21 protein-coding genes are annotated in these 25211 nt (G+C 64.1%); 13 read left to right on the plus strand and 8 right to left on the minus strand.

Going from position 1 to position 25211, the window contains the following annotated elements; genetic code table 11:
• Window positions 1-286: 286 nt before the first annotated feature.
• From ACVOLO_RS02940 to pilB, 4 genes are all read left to right on the plus strand, one after another.
• Window positions 287-661, plus strand: coding sequence for a prepilin-type N-terminal cleavage/methylation domain-containing protein (locus tag ACVOLO_RS02940; protein WP_481568780.1), 375 nt, complete (start codon window positions 287-289; stop codon window positions 659-661).
• A gap of 107 nt (window positions 662-768) precedes the next feature.
• The gene (locus tag ACVOLO_RS02945) at window positions 769-1104 is read left to right on the plus strand and encodes a type IV pilin protein (protein ID WP_481568781.1); all 336 of its coding nucleotides are present in this window, start codon (window positions 769-771) and stop codon (window positions 1102-1104) included.
• Window positions 1105-1267: 163 nt separating this feature from the next.
• Window positions 1268-2050, plus strand: coding sequence for a sterol desaturase family protein (locus ACVOLO_RS02950; protein WP_481568782.1), 783 nt, complete (start codon window positions 1268-1270; stop codon window positions 2048-2050).
• 164 nt (window positions 2051-2214) lie between these two features.
• Window positions 2215-3945, plus strand: coding sequence for a type IV-A pilus assembly ATPase PilB (pilB, locus tag ACVOLO_RS02955; RefSeq protein ID WP_481568783.1), 1731 nt, complete (start codon window positions 2215-2217; stop codon window positions 3943-3945).
• A gap of 203 nt (window positions 3946-4148) precedes the next feature.
• On the opposite strand, the gene ACVOLO_RS02960 is transcribed toward pilB, so the two are convergent.
• Both ACVOLO_RS02960 and ACVOLO_RS02965 read right to left on the minus strand, forming a co-directional pair.
• Window positions 4149-5549 carry a sigma-54-dependent transcriptional regulator gene (locus ACVOLO_RS02960; protein ID WP_481568784.1) on the minus strand — a complete coding sequence of 467 codons (1401 nt, stop codon included), beginning with the start codon at window positions 5547-5549 and terminating at the stop codon, window positions 4149-4151.
• Between the two features lie 60 nt (window positions 5550-5609).
• Window positions 5610-7232, minus strand: coding sequence for a sensor histidine kinase (locus ACVOLO_RS02965; protein WP_481568785.1), 1623 nt, complete (start codon window positions 7230-7232; stop codon window positions 5610-5612).
• Between the two features lie 259 nt (window positions 7233-7491).
• Here ACVOLO_RS02965 and sucC point away from each other — a divergent pair, with 259 nt between their 5' ends.
• The 4 genes from sucC to ACVOLO_RS02985 all read left to right on the plus strand — a co-directional run bounded on the left by sucC (window position 7492) and on the right by ACVOLO_RS02985 (window position 12094).
• The gene (gene sucC, locus ACVOLO_RS02970) at window positions 7492-8661 is read left to right on the plus strand and encodes an ADP-forming succinate--CoA ligase subunit beta (RefSeq protein ID WP_057629765.1); all 1170 of its coding nucleotides are present in this window, start codon (window positions 7492-7494) and stop codon (window positions 8659-8661) included.
• Between the two features lie 21 nt (window positions 8662-8682).
• Window positions 8683-9558, plus strand: a complete 876-nt coding sequence (sucD, locus tag ACVOLO_RS02975; RefSeq protein WP_481568786.1) for a succinate--CoA ligase subunit alpha — start codon at window positions 8683-8685, stop codon at window positions 9556-9558.
• A gap of 516 nt (window positions 9559-10074) precedes the next feature.
• Window positions 10075-10455 carry an endonuclease domain-containing protein gene (locus ACVOLO_RS02980; protein WP_481568845.1) on the plus strand — a complete coding sequence of 127 codons (381 nt, stop codon included), beginning with the start codon at window positions 10075-10077 and terminating at the stop codon, window positions 10453-10455.
• 1 nt (window position 10456) lies between these two features.
• Window positions 10457-12094 (plus strand): NAD+ synthase, encoded by a 1638-nt coding sequence (locus ACVOLO_RS02985; RefSeq protein WP_481568787.1) that lies wholly within the window; start codon window positions 10457-10459, stop codon window positions 12092-12094.
• 291 nt (window positions 12095-12385) lie between these two features.
• Here ACVOLO_RS02985 and ACVOLO_RS02990 read toward each other — a convergent pair whose 3' ends face one another.
• On the minus strand, window positions 12386-13267 hold the full coding sequence (locus ACVOLO_RS02990; RefSeq protein WP_481568788.1) for an outer membrane protein assembly factor BamD: 882 nt from the start codon (window positions 13265-13267) through the stop codon (window positions 12386-12388).
• 117 nt (window positions 13268-13384) lie between these two features.
• Here ACVOLO_RS02990 and rluD point away from each other — a divergent pair, with 117 nt between their 5' ends.
• The 4 genes from rluD to ACVOLO_RS03010 are packed head-to-tail and all read left to right on the plus strand — an operon-like array spanning window position 13385 to window position 16080.
• Window positions 13385-14374 carry a 23S rRNA pseudouridine(1911/1915/1917) synthase RluD gene (rluD, locus tag ACVOLO_RS02995; RefSeq protein ID WP_481568789.1) on the plus strand — a complete coding sequence of 330 codons (990 nt, stop codon included), beginning with the start codon at window positions 13385-13387 and terminating at the stop codon, window positions 14372-14374.
• The gene (gene pgeF, locus ACVOLO_RS03000; RefSeq protein WP_481568790.1) at window positions 14374-15147 is read left to right on the plus strand and encodes a peptidoglycan editing factor PgeF; all 774 of its coding nucleotides are present in this window, start codon (window positions 14374-14376) and stop codon (window positions 15145-15147) included. Before rluD ends, pgeF begins: the two co-directional genes overlap by 1 nt.
• On the plus strand, window positions 15147-15686 hold the full coding sequence (locus tag ACVOLO_RS03005; RefSeq protein ID WP_481568791.1) for a DUF4166 domain-containing protein: 540 nt from the start codon (window positions 15147-15149) through the stop codon (window positions 15684-15686). The genes pgeF and ACVOLO_RS03005 overlap by 1 nt, the downstream gene beginning before the upstream one ends.
• Window positions 15649-16080 carry a thiol-disulfide oxidoreductase DCC family protein gene (locus ACVOLO_RS03010; RefSeq protein WP_481568792.1) on the plus strand — a complete coding sequence of 144 codons (432 nt, stop codon included), beginning with the start codon at window positions 15649-15651 and terminating at the stop codon, window positions 16078-16080. The genes ACVOLO_RS03005 and ACVOLO_RS03010 overlap by 38 nt, the downstream gene beginning before the upstream one ends.
• Before the next feature lie 211 nt (window positions 16081-16291).
• Here the strand turns inward: ACVOLO_RS03010 and otsA are convergent, their stop codons facing one another.
• The 5 genes from otsA to ACVOLO_RS03035 all read right to left on the minus strand — a co-directional run bounded on the left by otsA (window position 16292) and on the right by ACVOLO_RS03035 (window position 24510).
• The gene (otsA, locus tag ACVOLO_RS03015) at window positions 16292-17659 is read right to left on the minus strand and encodes an alpha,alpha-trehalose-phosphate synthase (UDP-forming) (protein WP_481568793.1); all 1368 of its coding nucleotides are present in this window, start codon (window positions 17657-17659) and stop codon (window positions 16292-16294) included.
• On the minus strand, window positions 17656-19437 hold the full coding sequence (locus ACVOLO_RS03020) for a glycoside hydrolase family 15 protein (RefSeq protein WP_481568794.1): 1782 nt from the start codon (window positions 19435-19437) through the stop codon (window positions 17656-17658). Before ACVOLO_RS03020 ends, otsA begins: the two co-directional genes overlap by 4 nt.
• A 15-nt stretch (window positions 19438-19452) precedes the next feature.
• On the minus strand, window positions 19453-20208 hold the full coding sequence (otsB, locus tag ACVOLO_RS03025) for a trehalose-phosphatase (protein WP_481568795.1): 756 nt from the start codon (window positions 20206-20208) through the stop codon (window positions 19453-19455).
• 283 nt (window positions 20209-20491) lie between these two features.
• Entirely contained in the window at window positions 20492-21820 is a 1329-nt protein-coding gene (locus tag ACVOLO_RS03030; protein ID WP_481568796.1) for an OmpA family protein, read from the minus strand.
• A 257-nt stretch (window positions 21821-22077) separates the two neighbouring features.
• Entirely contained in the window at window positions 22078-24510 is a 2433-nt protein-coding gene (locus ACVOLO_RS03035; protein ID WP_481568797.1) for a TonB-dependent receptor plug domain-containing protein, read from the minus strand.
• A 188-nt stretch (window positions 24511-24698) separates the two neighbouring features.
• On the opposite strand from ACVOLO_RS03035, the gene ACVOLO_RS03040 reads away from it, so the two are divergent.
• Entirely contained in the window at window positions 24699-25181 is a 483-nt protein-coding gene (locus ACVOLO_RS03040) for a DUF3574 domain-containing protein (RefSeq protein WP_481568798.1), read from the plus strand.
• The last annotated feature ends 30 nt before the right edge of the window (window positions 25182-25211 follow it).

The raw sequence follows: 25211 nt of genomic DNA on the forward strand, positions 1-25211 counted from the left end.
GTATTGGGCGGCAATCCTGCATTCTGTGACTCTGCCGGCAAGTGGGTCGCCACCCGATGGCAATCAATGCCGCTGAGTTGCGTCACAAAGTGACGTAATAGGTCAGGCTGTGGCCTTGTTCCTGAATTGCATCACTGGGGGCTTCCCTTCTTCTTCGATGCTGCCATCATTGTTGGCGGGGAGTAGGCAAGAGCCGAGAGTTGGCACGCAACCTGCTTTGTAACCCCATGCGAGTAGGCGCAAGCCTGCAACCATGTTCACAAACCAACCTCTAGGGGATGTACTCATGAAGAAGCAGCAGGGCTTTACCCTGATCGAACTGATGATCGTGGTTGCGATCATTGCCATCCTGGCCGCCATCGCGCTGCCGGCCTACAACAACTACCGCGTCAAGTCGGCTGAGAATGCCTGCCTGGGCGAAGCCAAGGCATACATGAATTCGGCCATTGCTGCGGTGCATGCAGAAATGAAGGTGGAAGACTTCGTGCCGAAGGCCTGTAAGGGCATAAGCGCAGACGTGGACGATGCCGTTGTTGCAGCCAATACGCCTATTGTATTCACCGCAAAAGATGCACCGAAGGGTCAGAGCAACACCTCGTGCGAGGCTGGCACTGGTACCTGTTCGCTGGTAGCGGCCACTACCCCCGCTCCGGTGCCGTAAAGGCTGCGGGTTGTAGCGAGGAGTAAGAGCGGGGGCCTTGTGGCCCCCGTTTTTTTGGGGTCCGACGAGGGTGTTGGGTTCCTTGAGTGCCATGGGGAGGCATGAAAATGGATCGTAAACTTCAAGCGGGCTTTACGCTGATTGAGCTGATGATCGTAATTGCGATTATTGCGCTGCTAAGTGCGGTGGCACTGCCTGCGTACAATGCATACCGTGTCCGTGCCGCTGAAAGTGCATGCTTGGCTGAGATGACCAACTATGCGCGTTTCTCTTTGATTGCGCTTTACAACAATGAGGCGCCCGCATCGGCGCCGGCGAAAGCATGTGCCACGACGGAGGATGCGACAGTGATCGGTACGGCAATCACTGGTACGCCGAAGGCTCCAGGTAAACAAGGCATTACCTGTGGCATGAATTCCGGAAACTGCAGCATCGATCCCTGATTTTTATTGGCGATCAATCATTTTTTGTATGCTGGGCGATAGCCGGTTGTTCTCGCGATGATCGGTTTTCATCAGAGAAAGCCTGGGTTCGAGATCGACGGGTGAGGCGGGCGCCTGTTCAAAGTTGTCGGGGAAATGCATGAGCCCAGATCGGTATTTTCAGATGATATTTGACAGCTTGGCAGGAGTGCTGACGCTGGCGGCTGTCATGCTTTGCTTTGCTTTGTGGGTAAACAGACGGGATCTTCGTGCTGCTCTCTTGGCTATTGAGGTTCGACCAATAGCCTTCAACGTCTGTGTCTATGGGTTGGATCTGGTCTTTCTTCTTGCGCCACTTTCGGCACTGTCGGCTTTTGTGATTGGTGCGAGTGAGCGTGGCGGGTTGATGCTTTCCTTGCCTGCGCCCACAGGGATCTGGGCGGCTGTTGTATATGGTGTCGCAGCGGTTTTCCTCGGGGATTTTTTTGCTTATTGGCGACACCGGCTGGAGCATGTTGGCTGGTTCTGGAAAGCGCATGTGATGCATCACAGTGATCGTCATATGAATTGGACAACCATTTACCGATTTCATCCGATAAATCGGGTGACGACGACGGTGATTGATGGTGTGGCGATAGCCGCCATTGGCTTTCCTTGGTGGGCTGTATTGCTGAATTCCCTGGTTCGTCACTATTACGGGGCTTTTGTGCATATAAATCAGCCATGGACCCTGGGGTGGTTTGGTCACATTCTTGTATCCCCGGCAATGCACCGTTGGCATCACGTCCTTGAGGGGGAAGGCGTGGGGAAAAACTTTGCCTCTGTGTTCTCCATATTTGACCGTTTGTTTGGAACGTATTACTGCCCTGGCCCATGTAAGGCCGAGCTGGGTGTGCCGGGAGTGGGCGACCATGAACTGATCAGGCAGTACATGCTCCCGTTCAAGATCGGTGACAATCCGGGTTGAGTTGGTTGAAGGGGCGGATGCATGGTTGCAAAAGCTGATTCTCGACGGTCGCGGCAGGTCTCTCGTGCAGTGCTGAATTTGGAGCGGGGGAGCTGCGTTGGCTCTACAAGCGGCTATCCCCGTGCGTACAATCACCGGGCTACCGTCTCACCCTGGGGAACTCAATGAACACCGCCGTTACCGCCAACCTGGTTGGCATCACCGGGATTGCCCGCCGTCTGGTTCAGGATGGAGCGCTGGATGAGGCGGTTGCCCGTACGGCGATGGCGCAGGCGGCGGATGCCAGGGTGCCGCTGGCGCAGTGGTTGGCCGACAAGAAGCTGGTGTCCGCGGCGAACATGGCGGCGGCCAATGCCATGGAATTCGGCATGCCGCTGATGGATGTGTCGGTGTTCGATGCCAACCAGAATGCGATGAAGCTGGTCAGCGAGGAACTGCTGCGCAAGCATCAGGTGCTGCCGCTGTTCAAGCGCGGTGGCAAGTTGTTTGTGGGGACGTTCAACCCGACCCAGCCGCTGGACGAGATCAAGTTCCATACCAATCTGGTGGTCGAGCCGATCCTGGTGGACGAAGACCAGATCCGCCGCACGCTGGACCTGTGGCTGGCCAGTAATGACAGCATCGGCAGCGCGCTTGGCGGTGACGATGAGGACATGGGCGACCTGGACGTCGCCGCTGGTGACGAGGACATGGGGGCCGGTGGCGATGCGGGTATCGACGCCAAGGGCGACGACACGCCGGTGGTCAAGTTCGTCAACAAGGTGTTGGTCGATGCGATCCGCAAGGGCGCTTCGGACATTCACTTTGAGCCGTATGAAGACGACTACCGCGTCCGTTTCCGTATCGATGGCCTGCTCAAGACGGTGGCCAAGGCGCCGGTGAAGTTGAACCAGCGTATCGCGGCGCGCCTGAAGGTGATGGCGCAGCTGGATATCGCCGAGAAGCGCGTGCCGCAGGATGGGCGCATCAAGCTCAACCTGTCCAAGACCAAGCAGATCGACTTCCGCGTCAGCACGCTGCCGACCCTGTTCGGCGAGAAGACCGTGTTGCGTATTCTGGACGGCAGTGCGGCCAAGCTGGGTATCGACAAGCTGGGTTATGAGCCGGAGCAGCAGAAGCTGTTCCTGGAAGCCATCCACAAGCCCTACGGCATGGTGCTGGTCACCGGCCCGACGGGCTCGGGTAAGACGGTGTCGCTGTACACCGCGCTGGGCATCCTCAACGACGACACGCGCAATATCTCCACCGCCGAAGACCCGGTGGAAATCCGCCTGCCCGGCGTCAACCAGGTGCAGCAGAACAACAAGCGCGGTATGACCTTTGCCGCCGCACTGCGCTCGTTCCTGCGACAGGATCCGGACATCATCATGGTCGGCGAAATCCGTGACCTGGAGACGGCGGAAATCGCGATCAAGGCCGCGCAGACCGGCCACATGGTGCTGTCCACGCTGCATACCAACGACGCACCGCAGACCATCGCGCGACTGATGAACATGGGTATCGCGCCGTACAACATCACCTCGTCGGTGACGCTGGTGATCGCGCAGCGCCTGGCACGCCGCCTGTGCAGCAACTGCAAGCGTCCGCAGCAGTTGCCGGAGAACGCGTTGCTGGCCGAAGGCTTCACTGCAAAGCAGATTGATCGCGGCATCCAGCTGTTTGAGCCGGTTGGCTGCGAGGAATGCACCGAGGGCTACAAGGGCCGTACCGGCATCTATCAGGTGATGCCGATGACCGACGAGATTGCGGCCATCGTGCTGGAAGGCGGCAATGCGATGGATATCGCCGAGGCGGCGCAGAAGATCGGGGTCAATGATCTGCGGCAGTCGGCCTTGGTCAAGGCGGGACAGGGTATTACCAGCCTGGCCGAGATCAACCGCGTGACCAAGGATTGATGCAGGTTCTGTCGTAAGTGCCGAGGCGAGCTTGGCAGAAGCGGAGCCTGGCAAAGCTTAGAAACGCCCTCACCCCAACCCCTCTCCCGCAGGCGGGAGAGGGGCTTTTCATGCGGTCGTGTGGTGTGTCGGCTTGTTCCGACTGCTTCCCTTCTCCCGTGTGCGGGAGAAGGGAAGCAGTCGGATGAGGGCGCTCTGCGCGGTTATTCCATTCCCAGCTTTTTCAGCTTGTAGCGCAGGGCACGGAAGGTGATGCCCAGTTGCACGGCTGTCTTGGTCTTGTTCCAGCGGTTCTCTTCCAGCGCCTTCTGGATGGCGGCCCGCTCCATCTGCTCGATGTAGGACGGCAGGGCGCCGGCGGCGCTGTCGAGTTCGTCAGCGTCTTCTTCCTCTGCCGGGGCAGGGGTGAAGATGGCTTGTTCGGTGCGGGCAGGGTTGGTGGGTTGGGGCAGGCGCAGGTCGCTGGCACCAATGTTTTCATCGTCCGCCAGGGCCAGTGCGCGCTCCAGGATGTTCTCCAGCTCGCGTACGTTGCCCGGGAAAGCATGGCCGGTCAGTGCATCCAGTGCCCCGGGTGTCAGCTGCGGCGGTGTCTGGCCCTGGCCCTGGGCCTGGGCCAGCCGGTTGAGGATGGTGGTGGCCAGCAGGGGCAGGTCGCCGCGACGCTCGCGCAAGGGCGGGACGCGCAGTTCGATGACATTGATGCGGTAATACAGGTCGTGGCGGAAGCGGCCATCCTGCACCAGCGTGCCGAGATCCTTGTGGGTAGCCGACAGGATGCGCACATCCACCGGCAATTCCGCCGACGCGCCGACCGGGCGTACCGACTTTTCCTGGATGGCACGCAGCAGTTTGACCTGCATCTGCAGCGGCAGCTCGGCCACTTCATCCAGGAACAGGGTGCCGCCGTTGGCCGCCTGGAACAGGCCCGGCTTGTCGGCGTGGGCGCCGGTGAAGCTGCCCTTGCGGTGGCCGAAGAACTCGCTTTCCATCAACTCGCCTGGGATGGCGCCGCAGTTGACCGGAATGAAGGGGCCACTGGCACGCGCGCCTTGGTCGTGGATGGTGCGGGCGACAAGCTCCTTGCCTACGCCCGATTCACCAAGAATGTAGACCGGCGCCTGGCTGCGGGCGACCTTGGCGATGGTGGCGCGCAGCTCGTCCATGGCCGGTGAGCTGCCCAGCAGGCGGGTTGCGTTCTCCGGTGGGGCGGGCGGCTGGGCGCGGCTGCTGTTGTTCAACTCCAGCGCGTGCCGAACCAGGCCGCGCAGCACATTGATGTCCACCGGCTTGCTGACGAAGTCGAAAGCGCCGGCCTTCAGTGCCTCCACCGCCAGGTCCATGCTGCCGAAGGCGGTGATCATGGCCACCGGCGTGCGTGGGTAGTCGCGGGCGATTTCGGTGACCAGTTCAATGCCGTTGCCGTCAGGCAGGCGCATGTCGGTCAGGCACAGGTCGAAGGGGTTGCTGGCCAGCAGTTCGCGTGCCTCGGCCAGGTTGGCTGCGGTGCTGATGCGCAGGCCCATGCGGCCGAGGGTCAGGACCAGAAGCTCGCGGATATCGCGTTCGTCATCGACGATCAGGGCGCTGTGTGCTGCATTCATGGGCAAAACGATATCCGAGGAACGCCCTGTCCACCAAACCGGCCGTCGTGGCCGAAGGCATCAGTGGGCGGTGCGGGTGAAGGTGGATTGGGCGGTGGACAGGGTGAGGCGGAAGCAGGCGCCCCCGCTGGGGACCGAAACATAGTCCAGCTCGGCCTGGTTGGCACGGCACAGTTCGCGGGCGATATACAGCCCCAGGCCGGTGCCGTGCTCGGAGGTGGTGTAGAACGGGCGGAACAACTGGGCAGCGACGCCATCGGCGATGCCCGGGCCGCGGTCCATGATGTCGATGACGGCATGGCGCTCGGCCGAGGCCACGCGGATGCGTACCCGCGCCGGCTCATCGTTCATGCGGCCATACTTGAGCGCATTGTGGACCAGCGCGGTGAGTACCTGATGCAGATGGCGCGGGTCCATCATTGCCGGCACCGAGGATTCACTGATCATCACTTCCAGGCTGTCCTTGTCCGATGACAGCGTCTGCTTGTGCTCGATCACGAAGCGGCGCACGAACGCGGCCAAGTCCAGGTTCTCCGGATTGGCGCGCTCACGACGAGCCAGTGCCAGCACGCTTTCAACAATGCCGTTGGTGCGTTGGCATTGCTGATGGATGATCTTCAGCAGGCGGCGGTCGGCGTCACCGATGTCTTCGGATTCCTCCAGCAACTGTGTGGCGTAGTTGATGGCCGCCAAGGGGTTGCGGATTTCATGGGCCAGGCTGGCCGAGAACCTGCCCAGGGTGGAAAGCGTCAAGGACTCCGCGCGCTTGGAGACGACGCTGGTGTCGTCCAGAAACACCAGGGTCATGTCGCTGTCGGCCAGCAGCCGCGCGAAACGGGGCAACACTTCGACCTGTTCTGGTGCGAGCTGCAGTGGCTGTTGTTCTTCATGGGAGCCGCCGCGCCAACGCTGCAGGCGACGCGCCAACTCGGGCGAGGCCGATGCCAGCGTCGGGCGTTCGGTGGCCAGGTTGCCTTCCATGTCGCCCAGCAGCGCAGTGGCAGCCTCATTGGCCAGGGTGATGCGGCCGCTGGTATCCACCACCAGCACGCCAGTGCGCATGCGCCGGATGATCAGTTCGTTGACTTCGACAAGGTTGGCCACCTCGGCACCACGCTGATCGGCCAATTGCTGGGTGCGGCGGGTGCGGCTGCCGATCTGGTAGCAAATGAACGCGAGCGCGAGATAGCTGGTGACGAACATCGCCAGCTCGGCCAGGGTGCGGGTTGTATTGATGGCCTCGAACGTGGCCCAGACGAATTCGGCAACCGTGGCGATGCCGGCCAGCAGCGCCACCAGCAAGGCCCGTGACAATGGCAGCAGCAGGGCGGCCGCGGCGATGTTGAACAGCAGCGACATGGAGATGCCGGCGCTGGCCCCGGGCAGTGCATGGCTGAGCAGGGTGGCAGCGACAATGTCGACCATCACGCTCCAGAACACGATGCCCTGCAGCCAGCGCTCGTCGCGCCCCCAGAACAGCAGTACCGCAGCCAGCAGCAGGTAGCCGATGGAGACGGCGGCAGCCAGCAGGGGGTGATGTGCCTCACCCACCAGCAGGGTCAGCGGGCCGAACACCAGTGCACAGAGAAGGGAGGCGACCAGCACCCGGTACAACGCGAAAAAGTACAGCTCGCGCCGGGGTATCGACTCGATCCGGTCGATGAGCGAGGGGCTGGGGGCCAATCCGGACTCCTATCCAGGGGCGAACCGGACAAGTATAGGCGCGCATGGACTGGGCACGACACGTTTGTGGACAACCGGCGGGGGCGGCAAGTTGCTGAAAAAACGCTAAAAACCATGCTGCTCGTGGCCTTTTGTACAGACTTCTTTGCGTGCCGCCGCCGGCTCGGCCACAATAGTGGGCCCGCCGCGGTCCATGCTGGCGCCCCAAGCCGGGGGCCCGAGGAGATGCGTGCGGTCGTTCCTATTCCCACGGTGACGCATGAATTTCCACGAATACCAGTCAAAACAACTGCTTGCCGAATACGGCATCCCGGTCCCGGCCGGCAAGGTCGCTGCGACCCCGGACGAAGCCGTTGCAGCTGCCCAGTCGCTGGGCCAGGGCCCCTGGATGGTCAAGGCGCAGATCCATGCTGGCGGTCGCGGCAAGGCAGGCGGCGTCAAGTTCTGCAAGACCACCGACGACGTGAAGGCCGCTGCGGCCAAGATGCTCGGCACCAAGATGGCCACCTACCAGACCGCAGGCGTCGAGCTGCCGGTCAACCTGGTGCTGGTGACCACTGCCGGTGAGATCGTCAAGGAGCTGTACCTGTCGGTGCTGGTTGACCGTGGCACCAAGACCATCACCTACATCGCTTCTTCGGAAGGCGGCGTGGAGATCGAGCAGGTTGCTGCTGAAACCCCGGAGCTGATCCACTCGCTCAACGTCGATTTCGTTGAAGGCGTGCAGGGTTACCACGGCCGTGATTTCGGCTTCAAGCTGGGCCTGACCGCCAAGCAGGCCGGCCAGTTCGCCAGCATCATGGTGAACCTGTACCGCCTGTTCAACGAAAAGGACCTGGCGCTGGTTGAGATCAACCCGCTGGCCATCCTGGACGACGGCAACCTGTACGCGCTGGACGGCAAGTTCGACAGCGACGACAACGCCGCGTTCCGCCAGAAGGCCCTGGTCGCCATGCGCGACAAGACCCAGGAAGACCCGACCGAAGTGATCGCTTCGGAGCTGGACATCAACTACGTCACCATGGACGGCAACATCGGCTGCATGGTCAACGGCGCAGGCCTGGCCATGGCCACCATGGACGTCATCAAGCTCAACGGCGGCGAGCCGGCGAACTTCCTGGACGTGGGCGGCGGTGCCAACAAGCAGCGCGTCATTGAAGCCTTCAAGCTGATCCTGTCCTCGGACAAGGTCGAAGGCATCTTCGTCAACATCTTCGGCGGCATCGTCCGCTGCGACATGATTGCCGAAGGCATCATCGCCGCTGTGAAGGAAGTGGGCGTCAAGGTTCCGGTCGTGGTGCGCCTGGAAGGCACCAACGTGGAAGAAGGCAAGCAGCTGCTGCGCGACAGCGGCATGGCCATCATCCCGGCTGACAACATCAACGACGGCGCCAAGAAGATCGTTGAAGCTGTCAAGAACGCCGCCTGATCCGACACCGAAGGAAATCCAATGTCAGTTTTGATCAACAAGAACACCAAGGTGATCGTGCAGGGCTTCACCGGCCAGCAGGGCACCTTCCACGCCACTCAGATGATCGAGTACGGCACCCAGGTTGTTGGCGGCGTGACCCCCGGCAAGGGCGGCACCACCCACATCGACCTGCCGGTGTTCAACACCGTTGCTGACGCCGTGCAGAGCACCGGCGCCGATGCGTCGGTCATCTACGTGCCGCCGGCATTTGCTGCCGACGCGATCCTGGAAGCCGCTGCTGCCGGCATCAAGGTCATCGTCTGCATTACCGAGGGCATCCCGGTGCTGGACATGCTGCGCGTGAAGAACGTGCTGACCCGTTCGCATCCGGACACCGTGCTGATCGGGCCGAACTGCCCCGGCGTGATCACCCCGGGCGAGTGCAAGATCGGCATCATGCCGGGCCACATCCACATGCCGGGCAAGATCGGCATCGTGTCGCGTTCGGGCACCCTGACCTATGAAGCGGTCAAGCAGACCACGGAAGTGGGCCTGGGCCAGTCGACCTGCATCGGTATTGGTGGTGACCCGATCAACGGCCTGAACTTCGTTGACTGCCTGAAGCTGTTCAACGAAGACCCGCAGACCGAAGGCATCATCATGGTCGGCGAAATCGGCGGCGACGCCGAGGAAGCCGGTGCCGAGTACATCAAGCAGTTCGTGAAGAAGCCGGTGGTTGGCTTCATCGCCGGTGCTTCGGCTCCGGCCGGCAAGCGCATGGGCCATGCCGGCGCGATCGCCTCGGGCGGCAAGGGCACGGCGGAAGGCAAGTTCGCAGCGATGGAAGCTGCCGGTGTTGTCACTGTCCGTTCGCCGGGCGACCTGGGCGCTGCCATCGCGAAGCTGGTCAAGTAAGACTGCGCTTCAGTGATGTGAGAGAGGCCACCTTCGGGTGGCCTTTCTTGTTTTGGGGTTGGTGGGAGGGGCGGAAGCCGAGGCAAAATCAAAGGCGAAAGCTTGCCCTCACCCCTACCCCTCTCCCGCAGGCGGGAGAGGGGACAGCAAAAAAAAAGCAGCCAAAGGCAAGGCCACAGCAACAGCCACAGCCACAGCCACAGCAAGGCCCAAGCCACAGCTACAGCCCAAGCCAAAGCCAGAGCCAGAACTGGAGTGGGAGCGGGAGCAGGAGCAGGAGCTACCGGAGCCAACGAAGCCAACGAAGCCAACGAAGTCGGAAGTTTTGCTTTTTGCTGTTGCTGTCCCCTCTCCCGCCAGCGGGAGAGGGGTAGGGGTGAGGGCAGGGTTTTGCCTCTGGCTTCCAGCAATCCAACAGCACTGCAGCCGGCGAAGATCTCCCATCCCACCCGGTTGCTTCTCCCGATCACCATCAACGCGCAGGCAGGCAATCGTCCCCTGACCAAGGAGACGTTCATGCGCAAAGGAAGCAAGACCAACAATGCCCGCGCCTTGCGCCGGCGGATGACCGATGCCGAGCGGCGGATCTGGTACTTCCTTCGGGGCCGGCATCTGCTCGGGTTCAAGTTCCGTCGGCAGCATCCTGTCGGGCCGTATGTGGTCGATTTCGTCTGCCTTGAACACAAATTGATCATCGAGCTGGACGGCAGCCAGCACGCGGATGACCTGAACGACATCACGCGTGAAGCCTTCCTGAGGAGCAGGGGCTACCGGGTGCTGCGCTTCTGGAATAATGAGGCGCTGAAGCACACCGCTGCGGTCTGCGAAAGCATCCTCCGCGAAATGTCGGTCAATCCAGCCCGCGCCGGGTGCGAGGGCCAAGCAGAAGGTTGTTGATATGTCCCAATCGCTACGCATCGCCATGGCCCAGTTCGACTTCCCGGTCGGGGATGTGGCTGGAAACACCGGGCGCATCATCGAGTTGATGCAGCTGGCACGCGATGAATACGGTGCCGACGTGGTGCTGTTCCCGGAGTTGGCCATCAGCGGTTATCCGCCGGAGGACCTGCTGCTGCGCCCGGGTTTCCTGCACGACTGCGAGCAGGCGCTGGGCCGCATCGCCGCCGAAACGCAGGGCATCGTGGCGGTGGTGGGCTGGCCGCAGAGCGCCGGGGCGGTGGTCTACAACGCCGCCAGCGTGTTGCGCGACGGTGCTGTCGCCACCACTTACCGCAAGCGCGAGCTGCCCAACTACGCAGTCTTCGACGAGCGCCGCTACTTTGACGTGGACCCGGACGGCGGCAACTGTGTGTTCGAGGTCAATGGCGTGCAGGTGGGCCTGGTGATCTGTGAGGACCTGTGGTTCTCCGAGCCGATGATGGGCAGCATCCAGGCAGGCGCCGAGCTGCTGTTGGTGCCCAATGCCTCACCTTACGAACGCGGCAAGCATGCCCAGCGTGATGCCTTGTTGGCAGAGCGTTGCACCGAGGGCGGGGTGGGTATCGCCTATCTCAATACCATTGGCGGCCAGGATGCCCTGGTGTTTGACGGCGCATCGGTGGTGGCCGATGGCGACGGCACCGTGCACCCGGCGGCGGTGGCCTTTGCCGAGGAAATGCTGCTGGTTGAGTACAACGTGGCCGCGCGCAGCTTCATGCCCCTGCGCTGGATCGACGATGGCGACGAGAGCATGGACGCGCTGGCGTGGCGCGCAGTGACCCGGGGCATCCAGGACTATTGCCGCAAGAATGGCTTCAGCACGGTGTGGCTGGGGCTGTCCGGTGGTATTGATTCGGCGCTGGTGCTGGCGCTGGCAGTGGACGCACTGGGTGCGGAGAACGTGCGCGCGGTCAGCCTGCCGTCGCGCTACACGGCCGATCTGTCCAATGACCTTGCCGTGGAGCAGTGCCGCGCGCTGGGCGTGAAGCTGGACACAGTGCCGATCGAACCTGCGTTCCAGGGGCTGATGCAGTCGCTGTCGGCGATGTTCGAGGGCCAGGCTGCGGATGTGACCGAGGAGAACCTGCAGTCGCGCAGCCGCGGGGTGATCCTGATGGCGCTGTCCAACAAGTTCGGCGGGCTGCTGCTGACCACCGGCAACAAGAGCGAATACGCGGTGGGTTACGCCACCATCTACGGCGACATGTGCGGTGGCTACGCGCCGTTGAAGGATCTGTACAAGACCGAGGTCTACGGGTTGTCGAAATGGCGCAACACGGTGGGCGGGGCGCCAGTGATTCCGCCGGCGGTGATTACGCGGGCGCCTTCGGCGGAGCTGCGTGAAAACCAGACTGACCAGGATTCGCTGCCGGCCTATGACGTGCTGGACGGCATCCTGTACCGCTATATCGACCAGGAGCAGTCGCGCGAGGACATCGTCGGTGCCGGTTATGCGCCGGAGGTGGTGGACAGGGTGCTGCGACTGGTGCGCATCAGCGAGTGGAAGCGGCACCAGGCCGCGCCGGGGCCGAAGGTGTCACGCCGTGCGTTCGGCCGCGAGCGGCGGTATCCGATCAGCAACGGGTATCGGGGCTGAGGGTTTCACTTCCCCCTCTCCCCAACCCCTCTCCCATAAAGGGAGAGGGGCTCCAAGGCTGCAGTTGCAGATATCGCATCAACTTGTGGTGCATCGAGCCCCTCTCCCCTTGCGGGGCGACGGAGAGCAGCTTGCGAATCATTGATTCGCTGCTCTCCTAGCGCCTTCGCGTCTAGCGAAGGCCGGGGCGCGGAGCGGGGGGGTGGGGAGAGGGGGAAAAGCCGCCGCCCAATCACCCAAAAGAAAAGGGGCCATCAGGCCCCTTTTCTGTTTCCGTTGCGGCAGTCGCGCTTACTTGCCAATCGTGGCGTTGCGCTGGCCGGTGGCCACCGACTTCTCGCCGGCAAACGGGTTGAGCTTGCGGATCATCCACGGGTACTTCGGCCAGTTGCCGGCCAGCCACGGGTGCTGCGGCTGGTTCAGCTCCAGCACGCGGCGGGCGTCGTCGGCCAGGGTCTTGTTGCCCAGGTGGGTGTAGGCCTCGCCCAGCAATGCCACGGCGTCGTACTGGAAGGCGCTCTGCGGGTAGGTTTCCAGCAGGTAGGTGGCGCGGCCGGCAGCCGATACCCAGGCGCCGCGGCGGGCGTAGTACAGGCCGTCGTCCAGCTCGTGCTGGGCGAACACGTCACGCAGCACCACCATGCGCTGGCGCGCGTCGGCGGCGTAGCGGCTGTTCGGGTAGCGGTCGGCGACGATGTTGAAGTCAGCGTAGGCCTGGCGCGGGGTGGACAGGTCGCGGCGGCTCGGGTCCAGCGACCACACCCGGCGCAGGAACACCGTGTCGCGGTTGCCGTTGGCCAGGCCGCGCAGGTAGTACATGTAGGCGATGTTGCGGTGGGTCGGATAGGTGCGGATGAAGCGGTCGATGCTGGACACGGCATCGTCGTTCTTGCCGGCCTTGTACTGGGCGTAGGCGGTTTCGATCATCGCCTGCTCGGTGTACGGGCCATACGGATATTGCGCGATCAGGCGCTTGAAGCTGTTCTCGGCACCGGACCAGTTGCCGCCTTCCATGAGCTTGTGGCTCTTCTCGAAGAGCTGCTCAACCGGGGCGCCTTCGTCGGCGTCCTTCTTCTTGTCGCCGCGGTGGCAGCCGGTGGCGGCGAAAACCAGGACCAGCAGCAGGGCGGTGAGGCGGACGGGCGCGGACAGCAGCGAAGAGCGTCGGATCATGGGTTCAGGGCAGGACGCGGCAGGAATACGAAGGGGCGATGATAGCCTAGTGGCCTGTCCTGCGACTGACTGTTGCCGTCAGGACCCCCAAATCGTCTATTTACCCGGTCCAGAAACATGTCCGAGAACACCTCCCCCAACCTGCGCCAGGCGCAGGTCCCCGACTCGGCCGCCGGCCGCCGCTTCGATGCGGTGCTGGCTGAGCTCTTCCCCGAATTCTCGCGCTCGCGGCTGACCGAATGGATCAAAACCGGCGCGGTGCTGCTGGATGGCGAGCCGGTACGGCCGCGTGATCCGGTCCGTGGCGGCGAGATGGCCACCCTGAATGCGGTGCTGGAGGTCGAGACCACCGCGCTGCCGGAGGACATCCCGCTGTCGGTCCTGTACGAGGACGAGCATGTGCTGGTGATCGACAAGCCGGCCGGGCTGGTGGTCCACCCGGGTGCGGGCAACCCGACCGGCACGCTGGTCAACGCGCTGCTGTTCCGCCACCCGGAGATGGCCAAGGTGCCGCGCGCGGGCGTGGTGCACCGCCTGGACAAGGACACCAGCGGGGTGATGGTGGTGGCCCGCACCGTGCAGGCGCAGACCGCCCTGGTGGAGCAGCTGTCCGCACGTGAAGTGCATCGCCAGTACCTGGCCGTGGTGGTGGGCGCGCTGGTGTCCGGTGGCAGCGTGGACGCGGCCATTGACCGCCATCCGCGCGACCGCCTGAAGATGGGCGTGCGCGAGGACGGCAAGGACGCGGTCACCCATTACCGCCTGCGCGAGCGTTTCCGTGCGCATACCGCGCTGGAATGTCGCCTTGAGACCGGCCGTACCCACCAGATCCGCGTGCACATGGCGCACCTGAAGCATGCGATTGTCGGCGACCCGCTGTACGGCGGCGCGCTGAAGCTGCCCAAGGGCGCCAGCGACGAACTGGTCGCCCAGCTGCGCGGTTTCAAGCGGCAGGCACTGCATGCCGAGACGCTGGAGTTCCAGCACCCGATCAGCGGCGAGGCGATCCGCAACTCCGCGCCGACCCCGGCTGACCTGCTGGCGCTGATGAAGGCGCTACGGGAGGATTCGCAGGCCTTTGCCGAACGTGAGCGGGGCCGCTGGTGATGCAACCGGCATCGCCGCTGTGGGATGCCGACTGGCCGGCCCCGGCTGGCGTGCGTGCGTTCACCACGCAGCGCCACGGTGCCGGCGGCTCGCTGCTGCCGTTTGACAGCTTCAATCTGGGCAACCGCACCGCCGCTGACGGTGACGACCCGCTGCAGGTACAGCGCAACCGGGACGAGCTGCAGCAACTGGCCGGTTTGCCCTCGGCGCCGCATTGGCTGCGGCAGGTGCATGGCACCGGCGTGCAGCGTTTCGATGCGCCGCCGCTGGGGCAGGGCATCGACGCCGAGCCGACCGCCGATGCGGCGGTGACGTCGGTGCCTGGCGTGGTGTTGGCCATCCTCACCGCCGATTGCCTGCCGGTGGTGTTTGCCGCGCGCGACGGCCGTGAGGTGACGGCCGCCCATGCCGGCTGGCGCGGGCTGGCCGACGGCATGCTGGAGCGCACCCTGGCAGCCATGCACACGTCGGCCGACGCGGTCATCGCCTGGCTGGGCCCGGCAGCGGGGCCGGCGCACTACGAGATTGGTGCCGACGTACGTGATGCCTTCCTGGCGCACTCGGCGGCGGAGGCAGCCTTCGTCGCCACCCGGCCCGGGCATTGGCGGGTGGATCTGTACGCGCTGGCCCGGCAACGGTTGCAGGCGGCTGGCATGAATCCGGCCGATATCCACGGCGGCGACCTGTGCACGATTGCCGACCCGGCACGCTGGTTCTCGCATCGACGTGACCGCCGCAGCGGCCGCATCGCCACCCTGGTGTGGATGAGCTGATGCGCCAGCCGCTGTTCGCGCAGGTGCTGGGTGCCGCGTTCGAGCGGCTGCCGCCACGGGTGCGGGCGCTGCATTCGGTGCAGCATCGTCAATGCTGGAGCGGGCAGGGCCAGGTGCTGCGCGGGACGCATTGGCTGGTGGCGCCCTGCGCGTGGCTGGCACGGTTGCCGCCAACCTCTGACGTGCCGGTGAGCGTGGTGTTCGTGGTGGATGCCGAGGGCGAGCAATGGCAGCGGCAGTTCGGCACGGCGCGGATGCACTCGCGGCTGTGGCAGCGCGAGGGCAGGCTGTTTGAGCAACTGGGCGCGGTGCGTTTCCGTTTTGGCCTGCGCGAGGAGGCTGGGCAGATTCTGTGGCGTGCGGAGCGGGCCTGGGCGTTCGGCTTCCTGCCGTTGCCGACCCGCTGGTTTGCGCAGGTGCATTGCCGCGAACGCGAGCATGCCGGGCGCTATGAATTCCTGGTGGATGTATCGATGCCGCTGCTCGGGCGGCTGATCCGTTATGAAGGCTGGCTGTTGCCGGAGCCCGATGCGCACTGAGAACGCGGTGATCGTATTCGATGGCGCCTGTGCGTTGTGCAGCCGCTGGGTGCGTTTCCTGCTGCGTTTTGATCGTGCCGGGCGTTATCGGTTTGCGGCGATGCAGGGCACGCATGGGCGTGGTTTGCTGGCGGCGCATGGGCTGGACCCGGACGACCCATTGTCATTCCTGCTGGTGGAGGGCAGCGTGGCCTATACCGACACCGATGCCATCGTGCGCGTGATTAGTGGTTTGGGCGGTGTGTGGCGCCTGGCGGCAGTGGCGCGTTGGATTCCGAAGGCGCTGCGTGATCGCGGATACCGCTGGCTGGCGCGCAATCGCTACAGATGGTTTGGCCGGCATGAATCCTGTTTTCTGCCGACGGCGGAGCAGAGAGGGCGGTTTTTGGAGTGAGGTATGGGTTTGAGGCTGAAGTGATGCACTTTTTCCTTCTCCCTTCTCCCTTCTCCCCTCTCCCCAACCCCTCTCCCCAACCCCTCTCCCGCAAGGGGAGAGGGGCTTCAAAGCTGCAGTTGCAAACATCGCTTCAACTTGCGGTGCACCGAGCCCCTCTCCCCTTGCGGGAGAGGGGTTGGGGAGAGGGGGCCGCTCTAGTCCCTGCTCATTACTCTCCCTCCAGCGCCTGCAGATAATCCTGCCGCCAGCGCTTGATGTCATGCGTACCCAAGTGTTCAAACATCGCCCGCCAGCGCTCGATGCGTTCGGGGCGCGGCATGTTGGCGGCGGTGGCGATGGCGTCGGCCACGCCGTCCAGGTCGTGCGGGTTGACCAGCAGTGCCTGCTTCAATTCATCGGCTGCACCGGCCAGCAGGGACAACACCAGAACGCCGGGGTTCTCCGGGTCCTGTGAGGCCACGTACTCCTTGGCCACCAGATTCATGCCGTCGCGCAGCGGCGTTACCAGGCCCACTGCGGCTTCGCGGTAGAAGCCGGTCAATGTGCTGTGCGCGTAGTTCTGGTTGACGTAGCGCAACGGCGTCCAGTCGGCTTCGGCGTGGCTGCCGTTGATGTGGCCGGCAAGTTGTTCCAGCTCGCCCCGCAGTTTGCGGTACTCGTTGACGCTGCCGCGCGACACCGGCGCGATCTGCAGGTAGGTCATGCTGCCCTTCTGCTGCGGATAACGGCGCAGGTAATGCTCGAAGCCGTGGAAGCGTTCGGGCAGGCCTTTGGAATAGTCCAGCCGGTCCACGCCAATGGCGAGCTTGCGGCTTTCCAGGCTCTGGCGCAGCGCACGCACGGCCTTGTTGCCGGTGGCCGTGCGGGCCTGGCGGGCAATGTGTTCGGTGTCGATGCCGATGGGGAAGGCCGAGGTGCGCACGCGGCGGCCGTCGGAGGCCTGTATCCAGTTGGCGTCAATCAGGCGGCCACCGCCAAACAGGCGCGCATAGGATTGGAAACGGTCCACGTCACGCCGTGTCTGGAAACCGAGCAGGTCGTAGGAGTACAGCGTGGAAAACAGGGCGCGGTGGTCGGGCAGGGCCTGGATCAGATCGGCCGAGGGCACCGGCACATGCAGGAAGAAACCGATGCGGCAGCCAATGCCCCGCTCGCGCAGCAAGGCGGCCAAGGGAATCAGGTGGTAATCGTGAATCCACACTGTGTCGTCTTCGCGCAACAGCGGTGCCAGCTTGTCGGCGAACAGGGCGTTGACGCGCCAATAGCCTTCGCGCTTGCTGCGGTCGTAGTCCACCAGATCCAGGCGGAAGTGCAGCAGCGGCCACAGGGCGCGGTTGGAAAAGCCGTTGTAGTAGTTGTCCAGGTCCTTCCTGGACAGGTCCATCGTGACGTAGCGGATGCTGCCTTCGCGCTGCTCGTGCATGTCGCCGCTTTCGCCCTGCACGCTGCGCCCACTCCAGCCGAACCACATGCCGCCGCGCTCCTGCAGTGCTGCCAGCAGGCCCACGGCCAGGCCGCCGGCGCGCGATTCGCCCGGCACGGCGACACGGTTGGAAACCACCACCAGCCGGCTCACGAAGCTTCCTGCCAGTTGCGCGACAAGCGCATCGCCGCGGTGATCAGGCCGACATGCGAATACGTCTGCGGGAAGTTGCCCCATTGCTCGCCATCGCTGAAAGCCAAGTCCTCGGACAACAGGCCGACATGGTTGCGCTGCGCCAGCACGTTCTCGAACATTTCGCGGGCTTCGTCCATGCGGCCGATGGCCGCCAGCGCGTCGATGTACCAGAACGTGCAGATGGTGAAGCTGGTTTCCGGTGTGCCGAAGTCGTCCGGGGCGATGTAGCGGAACAGTGCGTCGCCGTGTTTGAGATCGCGGCCAATCGCTTCGACCGTGGCGACGTAACGCGGGTCCATTGCATCGATGAAGCCGATGTCGGCCAACAGCAGCAGCGACGCGTCCAGGTGCTGGCCATCCCAGGTGTCGGTGAAGTGGCCCAGGTGCGCATTCCAGCCGCGCGTCATCACGCGTTGTTGGATGGCATCGGCGCGCTCGCGCCAGTACGTTGCGCGTTCGTGTAGCTGCAGGCGCGTGGCGATTTTGGACAGGCGATCACACGCGGCCCAGCACATTGCTGCGGTGTAGGTGTGCACCGAGGTGCGGCCACGGAACTCCCAAAGCCCAGCATCGGGCACGTCGTGCAGGGCGAAAGCGTGTTCACCCAGCGGCTCCAGCCGTGCGAACGTGTGCGCATCGCCGGGTGCTTCCAGGCGCTGGTCGAAGAACAGCTGCGTCGAAGCCAGTACCACCGAACCGTAGACATCGTGCTGCTTCTGTATCCATGCCAGGTTGCCGCGACGCACCGGGCCCATGCCGCGATAGCCGGCAAGCGACGGCACCTCGTGCTCGTCCAGCCTGTCCTCCATGCCGATGCCGTACAGCGGCTGCAGGCTGCCGTCGCTGGTGGCCAGGTTGAAGATGTAGTGCAGGAAGCCTTCCATTGAGCGGGTAGCGCCCAGTCGGTTGAGGGTACGCACGACGAAGGCCGCATCACGCAGCCAGCAGTAGCGGTAGTCCCAGTTGCGGCTGCTGCCCGGCGCTTCGGGAATGGAGGTGGTCATGGCGGCGATGATTGCGCCGCTGTCTTCGTACTGGCACAGCTTCAGGGTGATAGCACTGCGGATCACCGCCTCCTGCCATTCCAATGGGATGGAGAGGTAACGCACCCATTCGCGCCAGTATTCGGTGGTGCGCTGTTGCGCCTCCTGCGCGTAGCCGGCCAGGGTGCGGTCCAGTGTTTCGTCGACACCGAGGATGAATTCCATGGGTTGTGACAGCACGAATGCTGTGGCGTCACGAACGAAACGCACCGGCACGTCGGTGGTCAGGCGCAGCGTGAAATCAGGCAGCAGCCAGCGCAGGTGATTGCTGCCCCAGGTGGTTTCGGGAACGCGTGCGCCCCAGTCGGCCAATGGTCGCGCATGCACGCGGATGCGCGGGCTGCCGGACAGCAGCCGGATGCGGCGGATCAGGCTCGGTGGCCGGTACAGGCGGCCATTGCGTTTCCAGCGCGGTGCGAAGTCGATGACCTCCACCTCGCCGCCGTGTGTGTCGCGCAACACCGTGCGCAGGATGGCGGTGTTGGCAATGTAGTGCTGCTCGCTGCCCGCGAAATCCTCCAGTTCAATGCTGAAATCGCCGCCGTCGTGATCGCGCGGAGAGAGCAGTGCGCAGAAGGCGGGGTCACCATCGAACGCTGGCAGGCAACTCCAGACCACCCTTGCGCGTTTGTCGATCAAGGCGCCATAGCTGCCATTGCCGACGACGGCCAGATCAAGGTTGGACTGGTGCATTGCATCCTCCTGGGGTTACGTGTGTGGGTGCACGGCTGCGCGCAGCCATGCATGTACCGCCTCCACATCGGCCAGCGCGTAGTGGGCGTGGCTGTTGGCGCGGGTGCCGACCAGCACACCGTGGCCGTGCAGCGCCTCGGCCACGGAGAAGCCATGCTCGTCGGTGAGGTCGTCGCCGACGAAGACCGGGCGGCGGCCGGCAAACGGTGCCATTTCCATCAGGGTGCGCAGTGCCTGGCCCTTGTCATGGTCGGCGGCGATGAACTCGATGACATGGTTGCCGGGTTGCACACGAACGCCGGGCAAGCGTGGCAGTTGTGCATGTGCGAAGGCGTGGATGGCTGCGGCTGCATCGGGCGCATTTCGCCAGTGCAGGGCCAGCGCCTGGCCCTTGTTTTCCAGCAGCATGCCGGGGTGCTGGTGCGCGAGCTTTTCCGCGCGCTGGTGCAGCGTATGCAGCCAGTCGGCAGTGGAGGAGGCGGGCGCTGGAGCGTTGGCGGAGCGTCGTAGTTGTGCGCCGTGCAGGCCGGCGGTGGGAAGCCGTAGCGGGGCGAACAGGGCGTCGAGCTGCGCGATGCTGCGACCACTGACCAGAGCCAGTGCGCCGTTGAGGTGCAGCGCGAGCGCGGACAGCAGGTGCGGCAGATCGTCGGCTGGCATCACCTTGTCAGGATGGTCGGCAAAAGCGACAAGGGTGCCATCGACATCGAGAAACAGCGCATCGTTGTTCGCCAGCGCCGGAGGAAGCGGTCGCTGTAGTTCTTCGAGCATGCCGACCACTATGCCGCAATGGATGTTAGGGAGAGGTAAGGGGCGTTTTGTTGTGGCTTCGCCATCGAGTTGAACGCGCCCTTGGCGCAAATGCCGAAGCGCCCTCACCCCAACCCCTCTCCCGCTTGCGGGAGAGGGGCTTAAAGCTCGCGCGGTGATGATTCACTCCCCTCTCCCGCAAGCGGGAGAGGGGTTGGGGTGAGGGCAGCTTTCGCGTTCTGCATTCAATGCCGCAAACAAACCGACCCTTAGGCCGGTTTGTCGTCAACAGCTGCAGCGAAAATCACTTCGCCACGGTGAACGCGATGCGACGATTCTGCGCCTTGCCTTCGTCGGTGTCATTGCTGGCGCGTGGCTTGTCCTGCCCATAGCCCTTCGCGGTCAGCGAGTCCGCTGCCACGCCCAGTTCGCCAAGTCGTGCAACCACGGCATCGGCGCGCTGCTGGCTCAGGGTGACATTGGCAGCAGCATCGCCGGTGTTGTCGGTATGGCCACCGACTTCGATCTTCGTGCCGGCAGGCGCCTGCTTGATTGCTTCCGCCGCTCGGCTCAGTGTTTCGGCGCTGTCGCGGGTGATGGTTGCCGAGCCGGTGTCGAAGTAGATGTTCATCAGGTTCAAGGCCTTCACCAGCGCATCGCTGCTGAAGCCGGCCTTCAGCCCGGCCAGTGCGGCGGCGGCACGGTCCCACAGGCCGCTGATCTCGAAGCCACCGAACAGGCTGCGCAGTTTTTCGCTGACCGCAAAACGATCGGCTTCGGGCAGGCCGCTGGTGTCGATGTTGAGCTTGTTGCCATCGAAGCCGAACTTGAGCCCGTTTGCCTTCAAATCAGGCAGTGCGACGACCAGCTTGTCCATCCAGCCGGCGGGCAGGGTGGCCGGGTCCACGCTGATGTTGCCGTTGAGATTGGCTTCGCCAAAGGTCGCCTTGAGCGCTTCCCACAGGCGTGTTTTGTCGGTGTCGCTGGCCACCTGGCCATTGACGGTGACCTTGCCGTCAACGTTCTCGAAGCCGAAACGCGCATTGGCTTCAGCCACTGCCGCGGTTGGCTGCGTGGCGGCCATGGGTTCGGCAGGTGGTGGCGCGGTGGCTTCTTCCTTCTTGCAGCTGCGGAAAGCCAGAAACGCGGCCAACAGCACCAGCAGGGGAATCAGCCATTTCCACCAACTGCTGGAGGCCGCAGCGGGCAGGGCCGAATCGGCGCGGCCTGCGGCAGGTGTTGAAGTCCCAAACCAGCGGTCGTAATCGGCGGGCGGCGAGGTGGGGATGCGGCCGCCGGCGGTGAGCTGGCCCACGATCTTGGGCAGCAGCCAGGCGCCGGCCATGTTCACCGCCGCGGCGGGGATGCCGAGCTTGCTGGCGATGCCGCCGGCCAGGTTCTGGCCAAAGCCGGCGCTGAACTGGTCAGGTTGCAGCACGTTGTCGCCGGGTGTCTTGCCGATCCAGGAGGAGAAGAGATCGTCCAGCCCGGCGTCGGTGAAGCGTTTTCGCAGGCCGGAGAATCCACCGCTGGCGGGGTCAAAGATCGTATCGACAAGCTGGCGCACCAGGCGCCCTGCGTTGTCGCCGAGATGAAAGCGGTTGGCCGCTTCGCGAATCAACGACTCGAACATATACGCCTCCGCATGGGATGAACCGGGCAGGATGGGCCGGCAGGCGTAAGGAGCGCCTTGCGCTGTTAAATCGGGATGAATTCGGGGGTTTTGAGGTTCATGTGCTTGAAGCTTGCCCTCACCCCAACCCCTCTCCCGCAGGCGGGAGAGGGGCTCGGATCGCTCGCGCTCCTAGTGCACTAGCCCCTCTCCCGCTTGCGGGAGAGGGGTTGGGGTGAGGGGGAAGCTCCAGGCAAGCGATCCCCCGAAACCCCCAATCAGAACGTAAACCGCACGCGCCCATACCAGTACGCGCCGTTGCTGCCGATCGGCGACAACACGTCATACGGCAGGTTGCCGAAGTAGTAGATGTCCTCGTTCGACTTGTCCGGGTAGTTGTCGGTGAGGTTCTGGCCGCCGATGGCCACGCTCCACTGCGGCGTGATGCGGTACTCCACTTCCGCATCGAGCTGCCACTCGGCCTGGTAGGTCTGGGTCGGCTCGTAACCACCGCCGAAGTCGAACACGCGCTTGGCGCTGCCGTGACGGCTCACGCGGCTGCTCAGCGACCAGCTGTCGTTGGCCCAGCTGGCGGCCAGCTGTGCGCGGGTGCGCGGTGCTGCATCGGTGAGGGTGTTGCTTTCTTCCACGCCAAACAGCGCGTAGTCCGGGTCCAGTGCCAGCAGCTGCGACGGCGTGGCGACCACGTTCTTCAGCTCGGTCTTGGCGTAGCTCCAGGTGCCGGTCAGCAGCAGCTCGCCGTTGCCCAGCGACTGCCGCCAGTTGGCGACGAACTCGGCACCGCGCGTGCGGGTGTCGGCGGCGTTGACGAAGTAATGCGCGCTTTCCAGGCCGCTGATGCCGAACTGCTGCTGCACGAAGTTGGTCAGCGCATCGCCGGTGATGCTCTCCGACAGCGCGATGCGGTCGTCGATGTCGATCTGGAACAGATCCAGCGACAGGTCGAAGTGGCTGCCGATCTGGCTGGTGAAGCCCAGGCTGTAGTTGATCGACTTCTCCGGCTTCAGGTCGCTGGCGCCCAGGGCACGCGCGATCGGATTGTTGACCGACAACAGGCGGCCCTGCACCAGTTGGCCGCCGGCGGTGTAGCCGGTGGAGGTGGACTCGTAGCCAATCTGGCTCAGCGACGGTGCGTGGAAGTTGTTGGAGACCGAGCCGCGCAGCGCGAAGGCTGGTGCAAAGGCATAGCGCGCGCCCAGCTTGCCGGTCAGCTCACCGCCGAAATCCTCGTAATGCTCGTAGCGCGCGGCGATGTCGGTGGAGAGCTTTTCACCGAACGTGGAGGACAGGCTGGTGTAGGCGCTGATCACATCACGCGACAGGTTTGCCTCGTCCTGCGGGGTCAGGCCACCGCCGGCCTGCGAGCCGGTCGGGCGGTCGATGAACGGGCCTGCGGCGTAGCTGGCGGCGTCACCGGCGCCGGTTTCATAGCGTTCGTGGCGGCCTTCGATGCCGAAGCCCAGGCTGTGGCTGTCGTTCTGCCGCACGAAGATGCGGCCCACGTCGAGGGTGGCCACGGTCTGCTCGAAGCTGAAAGCGCCGGTCTTGAACCGGGGGGGGCTGGTCGGGCCAAGCGAGGCGTTGAGCGAGTTGCGCAGGCGGTAGGTGAATTCGTTGCGGCCGTGGTCCAGGCTGGCGTCGTAGTTCCAGTCGCCCAGCTCGCCGCGTGCACCGGCCACCAGCTGCACATCCAGGTTCTCGCCTTCGGAAATCGGGCGGTAGCCGTTCGGGTACAGCTCCTTCCAGTTGGCTTCGCCATCGGGGTAGCGGAAGTAGTTGGCGCCTTCGGTATCGCGCTGGTTGTAGGTGCCGAAAGCGTAGGCCTTGGAGGTTGCACCGAACGGGATCTCGGCGTTGAACCAGGCGTTGAGGTCCTTGCTGGCGCCATCGCCCAGCGCGTAATTGCGCTTGCCGACCAGCGCCAGGTTGTCCGGCGTCTGCGCTTCCCACGGCGGAACCTGGTCAAAGCCCGCGCGGTTGGTGGCTTCGCGGTTCTTGTACTCCAGGCCGACGCGCAGGAAGCCGCCGTCGTCGGTCAGCGCGGTGCCGACCTTGGCGCTGAAGAAGCTGGTCTGGCCATCGGTGAGGGTGCGGTTGATCGGCTTGAGGTCGGTGTGGTGCGCGCCAAAGCTGGCTTCGATGGCGCCGCCTTCCGGGGCGTCGTCGAGGATCACGTTGATCACGCCGGCCACCGCGTCGGAGCCGTACAGCGCACCGGCGCCGTCACGCAGCACCTCGATGCGCTTGATCGCGCTGACCGGGATGGCGTTGAAATCCACCGGCGTGGTGCCCTTGCCGATCTTGCTGTCGGTATTGACCAGCGCGCTGTTGTGGCGGCGCTTGCCATTGACCAGCACCAGCACGTGGTCCGGCGACAGGCCGCGCAACTGCGCGGCACGGATGTGGTCGGCACCGCCGGAATTGGACTGGCGCGGGAAATTGAACGACGGCAGCAGCGCTTGCAGCGCGCTGCCCAGCTCGCCATTGACCACGCCGGCCTTGCGGATGTCCTCGGCGCTGAGCACGTCCACCGGCGAGGTGGATTCCAGCACGGTGCGGTCCACCGCGCGGGTGCCGGTGACGATCACCGTGTCCAGGTTGGTCGCCTGCGGGGCGTCCTGGGCAAAGGCGGGGGAAGACAGCACCAGCGCGATGGCCAGGCCGAGCGGGGCCGAGGTGAAACGGGACATGCAGACTCCGGGGTAAGACGAGGGGGGGGAGGAAATGCGGACTTACATCCATCCGGATGAAGCGATATATTATCTTCGCGTTAACTCGCTGCAGGTTGCAAGCGCAATCGGCAATTTGCTCATGAACAAGTGCGATATCCCCGCGGTGCAATGGATGCCACCGTATTTCCTGTTTCCGGAGGTTTCCCATGAAGTTGCACGCCGTTGTTTTTCCCCTGTTGTTCTGCATCGCCGGCACGGCGGTTGCCTCCACGCCGGCTGCGCAGACAAGCCCACCGCAGGCCAGTGCGGCGCTGCACGGCGACGCACAGCGCCCGGCCGAGGCCGCAGGCTGGGTGCGCAGTGAGCTGTACTTCGGCGTGGGCGAGGAGAACGGCGTCTCGGCGCGTGAGCAGACCGACGTCATCAGCGATGCGCAGTGGAAGGCCTTCCTGGACAAGGAAGTGACGCCGCGTTTTCCCGATGGCCTGACCGTGTTTGACGCCTACGGCCAATGGCTGTTCCGTGGTGCACCGGAGCCGAACCGCCTGCGCACCAAGGTCTTGGTGGTGCTGCACGAGGACACCCCGCAGCGGCGCAACGATATCGAAGCCATTCGCCTGGCGTGGAAGCAGGCCACCCAACACCAGTCGGTGCTGTGGTCGCGGCAGCCGGTGGAAGTTTCGTTCTGAACCGGGCCGGATCGGCTAGCCTGCGGGCCT

This window comes from Stenotrophomonas sp. STEN056, from assembly GCF_056759635.1.